Source organism: Stenotrophomonas sp. FR010 (assembly GCF_047520755.2).
GTDB classification, from domain to species: Bacteria; Pseudomonadota; Gammaproteobacteria; order Xanthomonadales; family Xanthomonadaceae; genus Stenotrophomonas; species Stenotrophomonas sepilia.
In genome coordinates, this window is record NZ_JAXBQT020000003.1 from 127,921 (window position 1) to 136,189 (window position 8,269).

Here is an 8,269-nt window from a genome sequence, read left to right on the forward strand (position 1 = left end):
CCGTGTGGGATCAGGGTTTGGCGGTGGGGACGCGCAGTTCCACCGTCAGCTCGCCCTCGTAGAGACCGGGGCGCTTGCTGGCGATAGGGGTGGGAGGTGTCAGCAATGTCAGCGGCGTGGGCACGCAATAGACCGGCTGGCTGATGCCGGGCAGCATGACCAGGCGCAGTTCGGCGCTCTCGATGCCATGCAGCAGCTCTTCCACGCCATGCCGCATGCGGATATCGCGCCCGCCGTAGTTCAGGCTGACGTGGTAGTCCAGGCGCTGGCGGTCGTCGCTGCCACCATCGCGATGCCAGACCGCGAAGTCGCTGCCGGGTGGCGGGCGCGGCCCGCTGTCGCGCACGGTGACGCCGAGGAACTCGCTCTGCGAGCCGAGGCCGTCGTAGAGGCACATCTCCAGCTGCTTGCGGCCGCCTACCATCTGCTTGATGGGGTCGTAGCGCAGGTCCATGTTGACCAGCGGCGCAATGGTGTCGAAGGCCGGAAAGTAGATCGAGATCGCGTCGTAATCGGTGACGGTGAATGCAAGATCGAAGACATAGGTCGCCAACAGCGGACCGCCACGGGTTTGACGCAATTGGAGTTCAATCCGCCCTGCCCACGCCCCTGCAACCAAGCGCTTCAGTTCAGAGCTCCGAATGGCAAGAGAGACACCTATTCCGCCGGATATCAGCGGTCGGCATACATCTGGTACAGATGACCAGATCGGATAGATCAGTGAGCCCCAGTGATCCGAAGAGCAGTTAGGGCCATTCAACGGCCTCTTGATGTAGCCGAGTGCATGAATCTCCGTGCGAAGTCCAGTTCGCTGATCAGTCATGTAAAACCAAACGGGGAGCGCATTGCCACGTGCTTCCGGATTTCCAATCACTGGACAGCGTCCGCGGGATGCATCGGTATCGGACAGGCAGACAAGGTGAGAAACTTCATAAGGGGAATCTGGACCTTCCTGAAAGGCCAACAATGTCATCGGCGACCAGAGCACGACTTCGGCTGGGACAGCTGATCGGTCCCAGCTTTCGGTGACTCGACGGGTCTCATCTGTCGGATGTATTTCCGGAAACTTCTGCGCCCACGCTCGTGGCATCAGCACGGCCAGCGCGCACACCAGCATCAACACGAACAACACACGCCGGCTCATGGCGTTCCTCCTGCAGCAGCGGTCTGGGGCGTGGCGGCGATCAGCGCGCGTTCCTGCAGCAGCCGGGTTACCCGGGCCTGCTGGCGGATCTCCGCCGGCAGCTGGGCCACGGCCAGCGGTTCGCAGTGCACGGCACCGACCAGCAGCACCACCTGGCGGCGCTCGCGCACCTGCAGCGGACAGTGCAGCAGGCGGTCGTCCTGCAGCAGGTAGAGCGTTGTCTCGCGACGCGGGAAGTCGGCGACGAAGCCGCCGTTGGCGCTGGTGCCGGGCACCGGCGCGTTGAGGATGCGGGCGCCACCCAGCGGCGCGCCGGCAAGCGTGCGGGCGGTGCCGATGAAGGTGTAGGTCACTTCGATCGGCACCGGCATGCGCATCAGCCGCCCCGGGGCCAGGAACATCGGGCGCGCACCGCCCACGCCGCTCACGCGGATGGCGGCCATGCTGGCGTCGTTGCTGGCGTCCTGCAGTTCGGCACGGTGCGACTGGTAGGCGGCCAACGGCAGCAGCCGGCGCTCGCCGATCTGCAACCGTTGCCGGCCCGCGCCGCTCACCTGCAGTTCGGCCGCCACGCCCTGCAGGTCCAGGTCATCGGTGGCGCCTACCTGTACCGCCAGCCCGGCGTCGGCGCCGCTGCCTGCGCCCCAGTACGCGCCCCGCCGGCCCAGCGCAAAGGCCGAGCTGTGCGTGCCGCTGTAGGCAGTCTCGCTGCGGCCATGCTGCTGGTAGTACGCCACGGTGGCGCCGGTCTGTCCGTAGCGGTTCTGCAGCTGCCCGCCCAGCGATGCGCTGTAGCGGTCGCTGTTGTTGGCGCGCAGCTCGGAGGTCAGCTCACGCAACTGCGCGTCCACCTCCTGGCGATAGCTCTGGCCGACGCTGTAGTTGATCTCCGGCCGCTGGTGCTGCGGCTGGCGCATGTCCACCGCATAGCGGCGCTGGCCGTTGCCAACATGGCTGCGCTGCAGGCGGGTGAAGCTTACGTTGAGGTAGATGCCACGGTCGCGCGTGCGGGTGTCACGGGCACTGTCGTGGCTGTGCTGCTGCCACAGGCCCAGCCGCGTGGAGACGCTGAAATCCTGCCAACGATGGCTGCGGCTGAAGCTGGCCTGCCAGGTGCGGCTGAGCTGCGGCTCGCGGTGCGGTTGCAGCGGTTGCGGCGGCAGGAACGGATCCAGTGGCGCCATCGGATCATGGTCACCAGGACGGCTCCAACCGGTGCGCCAGGTCTGGCGCCGGGTATACCCCAGGTACGCCGTACCACCGGCGATCGGCAGCGAGACCGATCCGCTGAGCGAGTTGGTGCAGCCCAGGCGGTCCCGCGCATCGGCGTCGAACTGGCAGGCCTTGCCACGCATGCGCTGCTGGTAGATGTTCCAGGACGCCTTGCGCCGGTATGACAGCTGATGCTGCTGGCCGTGGCTGCCATCGCTGCCGCGCATGCCGCTGAACGTTGCGCGCATTTCCTGCGTGGCCAGCACGCGGCGCAGGTCGACGCGCAGTTCGCCATAGCTGTGCCCGCCCAGATGGGCAACGCCCGCGGTAACGGCCAGGTCGCGTGCCAATGGCACGCGCATGCCGGCCACCGCCACCTGTTCGCTGTCGAAGCGATCGCTGCGCCGCTCGTTGCGGCGGCCACCCTGCACGAACCACTGCCATTGGCTGTCGGTCCAGTCGCCGCCCTTGTCGAAGGGGGCTTCTTCGGTACGCACCAGCACGCCATCCTCGTAGATGCGCATGCGCACCAGGTAGCTGCCGAACGGGAAGTTGCGGGTATCGATCTGGTTGATGCCGGCCTGCAGGTAGTAGGTCTGCAGCAGGCGCTCGCCGTCGAACACGTCCACGCGCGCATCGCGGGCGAGCAGCACCGTCAACGGCGAGGCCTGCACGGCAGCATCGCTGTCCACGTAAGCCTGGGTGGTGCCCACGCGGGCACCGTCGAAGCGGTCCAGCGGCAGCATGCTGAAACCGAAGGTGCCACCCTGTGGGCTGGACAGGTTGCGGCGGTCCATGCGCCCGGCCTGCAGGTAGTACTGCTGGCCCAGGTCATGGCGGTAATAGACGTTGTCGAATTCGAAATGCGCATCGCCACCGCTGCTGCGGTAGCGCTGCTGGGTGAAGTACCAGTCGGCGGACATATGGCCCCGCTGGAACAGGCCCAGAACGCCGGTGCCGCGCGCACTGAACGACTGGTAGTCGCGCCCACCGGTAAGGTTGAGCACCTGCTGGTGCAGGAAAGCGTTCTCGGCATTGCTGCTGAGCGCGTGGAAGCGTTCCGCGGCGGGCTCGCCACCGATCCACTTGCGCGCCACGAACAGGCGCACGGCGCCCTCGCCTTCGTCATACAGCGCGCGCGCGGCCGCAGGGTCTTCCGGGGGATCCAGATAGCCGCAACCGGCCTCGGCGCCACCGAAGCGGCAGGCCAGGTGGCTGTTGCGTGGCAGCGGCTGCGACAGTGCCGGCAGCAGCGCGGCCTGCGCCTCGGCGGACAGGTCCAGTGCCTGCAGCACGCGCGCGGGATCTTCCAGCTGCACATGCTCCAGGGTGACGCGCACCGGCGACAGCCCGGCCGAGCGGCCGAACAGCTGGATGTCGAGTTGTTCGGTCTGTCCTTCGACCAGGTCTTCGAAACCGGGCGGGACGCCGCGCGCAGCCGCCAGCGGAGTGGACAACGCCAGGGCGAGCGCGACCGCCAGCCGGGTAACAGCGGGGGCGTGTGGGGTCATGGGGGTACGCTGGGGTAGCGGCCGGCCCGGAGTGCGGGCCGGCGCGGGAAGCCGTGGATCAGGGCTTCTGGTTCATGACGATGTAGACCATGCCTTCATAGCGGCCGCTGACCGTAAGCGGGCCACCGGCACCCGCCTGGGCGATGGTCAGGGGCATCGAGATGGAGGCACCCGGCGTCGAGCTGGCACCGTTGAACAGGTCAGCCGCCTTGAACTCGGTGACCGCGGTGGTCAGCGCGTCGGTGTTCAGGCTGACGGCCAGCGGCACGCGCGTGGCACCATTAGTCAGCACCGGATCATGGCCGAGGCGCACCTCGATGTCCGCGGTTTCGTCATTGGAATGGATGCGCACCTGCTGCGTCGACGGCAGCAGGCCGCGCAGCGGATCGTGGGTCAGCTGCACGGTGTCCGGCAGCGGGGTGCCATCGTCGCGCAGCAGTGCCAGGGTCGGGTCGACGTCGGCATAGACGGAGATCTTGGTTTCCAGCGCGTGCGCAGACAGCGAAACAGTGGCCAGCGCTGCAGCGAGCGCGGCCTTCTTCAGAATGGCGTGCATGTGTGTCTCTCTCGGACAGGGGGAATATGAAAGCCCCCCTCCCCAAGGAGAAAAGGGAGGGGAGCATCGCCCGCGGGGATGGGTGCGGGCGACGGAGAGAATGTTAGAAATCCATTGCCATGCAGGCCATTCAAGCATTCCTAAAACAATGAGTGTTAAGGAGAATTCTTGAATTCGCTCAATGTTCGAGGGTTATGCAATTTCCCTCATCGGTTCAATGCAACAAACCTCATTGCATTGAATTTGTAGAGCCGAGCCCACGCTCGGCTACCGTTGGCTTCAACCTGCAGGCACGACGGTGACGTGATCGACATCGATGTCGGTGGGCTTGAAGCGATGCGTGTCGACCTTGCCACGCAGCTCGACCACGGTGTCGGCACCGATGGCCTGCGGCGGCAGGTCTTCGTCATCGATCTCGACCTCGATCTGGCCGCTGACATCACGGAACTGGTAGCGCTCGTCACCGATCTTGGCGGTGAGGGTGCCACGCAGCACCACCGGATGATCATCGCGCTGCGCACGTGCGTCAGCGACGGTGCTGGCAGCGGCCCCTGCCCCCGGCCCGGTGTACTGCGCGAAGGCCTGCGGGCTCAGCAGGGCCAGCGGCGTGGCGATGAAAGCGATGGCGATCAGTCGGTTCATGGCGTTCTCCACACAGGGATCAGTACGCACAGGTTCTATCGCCTTCGACGTGATACCCATGCAATAGATCCGAAAAGATGTGAATGCGACATTCATTGTCAGAACGCGTTCAGATCCGGAAGCGGGCTCTTATCGTGCGGACCAACGTTCCGCGGTCGCCATCCGCCGAAGCCGATCAGGGCACAAAAAAAACGCCCCGCAGATGCGGGGCGTTCTCAGCAGAATCTGCTGCGGGCGATCAGCCCTGGTAGTCGCGCACGTCGCTGCCGGTGTAGACCTGGCGCGGACGGCCGATCTTCATTTCCGGATCGACCTGCTGTTCCAGCCAATGCGACACCCAGCCGGAAGTACGGCCCAGGGCGAACATGACGGTGAACATTTCGGTCGGGATCTGCAGTGCCTTGTAGATGATGCCGCTGTAGAAATCGACGTTCGGGTACAGCTTGCGGGCGACGAAGTACTCGTCCTGCAGCGCAGCCTGTTCCAGCTTCACGGCCACGTCCAGCAGCGGATCCTGCACGCCCAGCTGCTTGAGCACCTTGCTGGTCATCTCGCCGATGACCTTGGCGCGCGGGTCGAAGTTCTTGTAGACGCGGTGGCCGAAGCCCATCAGGCGGAAGCCGGAGGTCTTGTCCTTGGCCTTGACCACGGCGGACTCGACGTTGTCGGCGCTGCCGATCTCTTCGAGCATCTTCAGCACGGCTTCGTTGGCACCGCCGTGGGCCGGACCCCACAGCGCGGTGACGCCCGCAGCGACCGACGCGTACGGGTTGGCGCCGGTCGAACCGACCAGGCGCACGGTCGAGGTCGAGGCGTTCTGCTCGTGGTCGGCGTGCAGGATGAACAGCAGGTCCAGCGCCTTCACCACGTCCGGGTTCAGGTCGTACTGGCCGTCAGCGGACTCGAAGGTCTGCTTCAGGAAGCGGCTGACGTAGTCCAGCGAGGTGTCCGGCTTGTTGGCCGGCAGGCCCTTGCCGTGGCGATAGATCAGCGCCGACAGGGTCGGCACCTTGGCGATCAGGCGCACGGCGGCCTTGCGGCGCTGCTCGGCGTCGGACAGGTCCAGCGAGTCGTGGTAGATGGCCGACAGCTGCGCGATCGCGGCCGCCAGGATCGCCATCGGGTGGGCATCCTTGGCGAAGCTGCCGATCAGGGTGTTGATCGAATCGTCGACGTTGGCTTCGGCGGTCAGCTCATCGGTGAAGGCCTTCAGCTGCTCGGCGCTCGGGCGCTCGCCGTTGATCAGCAGGTAGGCCACTTCGACGTAGCTCGACTTTTCCGACAGCTGTTCGATCGGGTAGCCGCGGTACAGCAGCACGCCCTTGTCGCCGTCGATGTAGGTGATGGCGGACTTGCAGCTGGCCGTCGCGGTGAAGCCGGAATCGTAGGTGAAGAAACCCGTTTCCTTGGTCAGCTTCGCGATGTCGACGCAGTCGTTGCCAAGGGTGGGTTTGATGACGGGCAGAACGACGGACTTATCGCCGGCGTTGAGCGTGACCTGATCAAGATCGGACACTGTGTGCGCTCCTTCATGGGAAGGCGCCTGCCCAAGCGCATTGGTCAGGCACGTGAATGACGTCCTCGGCCTGTGCCGGGGATGATGTCATTATCGCACAGCAGCATTTGTCGGGTGCTAGACGGAAGTCGTATACGACAGGCGGCCAGACACCGGCCGTTGAGCGGCCCGGATCGGCAAAAGCGTTGTCACACGAACGCAGTGTTCCGTCTATCCAAACGCCCGTTGGGTTGGCGTTGGGGAAAAACAAACGGCCGCGCAGAGCGCGGCCGTCGGTTCGAAGCTGGATCGACAGATCAGCGCGCGTAGCGCTTCTGGAACTTGTCGATACGGCCCGAGGTGTCGATGACCTTGTGCTTGCCCGTGTAGAACGGGTGCGAAGCAGAGGAAATTTCAACCTTGACCAGCGGGTATTCGTTGCCGTCTTCCCACTGGATGGTTTCCTTCGTGCCCATGGTCGAGCGGGTCAGGAACTTGAAATCGGAGGTGACGTCATGGAAGACGACGTCGCGGTAGTTCGGATGGATATCGGCCTTCATGGGCTCACACCGTAAATGGGCTGGTGGTCAAGAGCGGCATTATAAGCACCGGTTGCCGCTCGGGGCAACCGGTGGCGGTCAATCGAGGTCAGTCCGCGCCCAGGGCCTGGCGCACCAGGGCCTCGAAACGCTGCTGGTCGTAGGCCATCAGCAGATCGCAGTTGTCCGGCTGGCCGGTCTGGCGGTTCCAGTCGACGATGGTGGCGCCTCGGCTGAACGTGCCATTCAGTTCCACGTTCAGCGGCCGTGACTCGACCTGCAGCTGCCCTTCTGGATTCAGCGCCCACGCCATGGCCACCGCATCGGCCGTATACCAGCGGCCGCCCTTGGCATCTTCCGACAGCGCGCGGGTCTTGCGCGAGATCAGTTCGTAGAAGCGGGCGCGGTCGGAATCGGCCTGCAGCCATTTCTCGGCGCCCTCCAGCGGCAGGCCGTGGGCAACGGTCGCCTCCCAGTCCGACACCAGCAGGTGCTTGAACGAGGTGAACACCACGTGCGCGGCTTCAGGATCGAAGGCGATGTTGAATTCGGCTGCCGGGGTGATGTTGCCGTGGCAGGTAACCGCGCCACCCATCACCACGATGCGCTTGATGCGCTGGGGCAGGGTCGGGTCCAGCTTCAGTGCCAGCGCCAGATTGGTCAGCGGGCCCAACATCACCAGCATCAGTTCGCCGGCGTGTTCGTGCGACAGGCGCAGGATGGCCAGGGCAGCGTGCTCGGCCTCGGCCTGGCGGCTCGGCGGCGGCAGGTCCACGTCGCCGTAGCCATCACGGCCATGCACGTGGGCAGCGTCAACGGAGGGATGCAGCAGCGGATCCGGGCTGCCGGCAAACACCGGTACGTCGGGGCGGCCGACGATGTCACAGAGCTTGAGGGCGTTGCGGACGGTGTATTCGAGGCCGACATTGCCGGCGGCGATGGTCAGGGCGACCACGTCGTGCCGTTCATCGGCAAAGGCCATCAGCAGGGCCAGGGCGTCGTCCACACCGGGATCGGTGTCGATCAACAGGGGGATCTTGTGGGTCATCGTTGCCGTCTTCAGATCGGCAACGAAGTGTGGACCGGGATGATGACCGTTGCAAGTACGGGGGTTGGGGTTCTGGCAGGGCTGCGCCCTGCACCCGCGGTAGTGGGGGGGCCGGGGCCGCC

General features: G+C 65.3%; 7 protein-coding genes. All 7 read right to left on the bottom strand.

Going from position 1 to position 8,269, the window contains the following annotated elements; genetic code table 11:
- Positions 1-10: 10 nt before the first annotated feature.
- The 7 genes from ACM0PK_RS04210 to ACM0PK_RS04240 all read right to left on the bottom strand — a co-directional run bounded on the left by ACM0PK_RS04210 (position 11) and on the right by ACM0PK_RS04240 (position 8,147).
- Positions 11-1,144: a CblD like pilus biogenesis initiator family protein gene (locus ACM0PK_RS04210; protein ID WP_345782200.1), complete on the bottom strand. Its 1,134-nt coding sequence runs from the start codon at positions 1,142-1,144 to the stop codon at positions 11-13.
- On the bottom strand, positions 1,141-3,867 hold the full coding sequence (locus ACM0PK_RS04215) for a TcfC E-set like domain-containing protein (protein ID WP_414607401.1): 2,727 nt from the start codon (positions 3,865-3,867) through the stop codon (positions 1,141-1,143). The genes ACM0PK_RS04210 and ACM0PK_RS04215 overlap by 4 nt, the downstream gene beginning before the upstream one ends.
- A 58-nt stretch (positions 3,868-3,925) precedes the next feature.
- The gene (locus ACM0PK_RS04220; RefSeq protein ID WP_414607402.1) at positions 3,926-4,423 is read right to left on the bottom strand and encodes a CS1 type fimbrial major subunit; all 498 of its coding nucleotides are present in this window, start codon (positions 4,421-4,423) and stop codon (positions 3,926-3,928) included.
- 279 nt (positions 4,424-4,702) lie between these two features.
- Positions 4,703-5,065 carry a NirD/YgiW/YdeI family stress tolerance protein gene (locus ACM0PK_RS04225; RefSeq protein WP_111201947.1) on the bottom strand — a complete coding sequence of 121 codons (363 nt, stop codon included), beginning with the start codon at positions 5,063-5,065 and terminating at the stop codon, positions 4,703-4,705.
- Positions 5,066-5,303: 238 nt separating this feature from the next.
- Positions 5,304-6,581, bottom strand: coding sequence for a citrate synthase (locus ACM0PK_RS04230; RefSeq protein WP_005418950.1), 1,278 nt, complete (start codon positions 6,579-6,581; stop codon positions 5,304-5,306).
- A gap of 296 nt (positions 6,582-6,877) precedes the next feature.
- Positions 6,878-7,120 carry a type B 50S ribosomal protein L31 gene (locus ACM0PK_RS04235; protein WP_005418951.1) on the bottom strand — a complete coding sequence of 81 codons (243 nt, stop codon included), beginning with the start codon at positions 7,118-7,120 and terminating at the stop codon, positions 6,878-6,880.
- A gap of 88 nt (positions 7,121-7,208) precedes the next feature.
- A complete protein-coding gene (locus tag ACM0PK_RS04240; RefSeq protein ID WP_065179092.1) occupies positions 7,209-8,147 on the bottom strand; it encodes a nucleoside hydrolase in 939 nt (312 codons plus the stop codon).
- Positions 8,148-8,269 lie beyond the last annotated feature (122 nt).

Coding starts and splice junctions, on each gene's coding strand:
- ACM0PK_RS04210 (WP_345782200.1), bottom strand. CDS start 1,144: ATGAGCCGGCGTGTGTTGTTCGTGTTGATGCTGGTGTGCGCGCTGGCC.
- ACM0PK_RS04215 (WP_414607401.1), bottom strand. CDS start 3,867: ATGACCCCACACGCCCCCGCTGTTACCCGGCTGGCGGTCGCGCTCGCC.
- ACM0PK_RS04220 (WP_414607402.1), bottom strand. CDS start 4,423: ATGCACGCCATTCTGAAGAAGGCCGCGCTCGCTGCAGCGCTGGCCACT.
- ACM0PK_RS04225 (WP_111201947.1), bottom strand. CDS start 5,065: ATGAACCGACTGATCGCCATCGCTTTCATCGCCACGCCGCTGGCCCTG.
- ACM0PK_RS04235 (WP_005418951.1), bottom strand. CDS start 7,120: ATGAAGGCCGATATCCATCCGAACTACCGCGACGTCGTCTTCCATGAC.
- ACM0PK_RS04240 (WP_065179092.1), bottom strand. CDS start 8,147: ATGACCCACAAGATCCCCCTGTTGATCGACACCGATCCCGGTGTGGAC.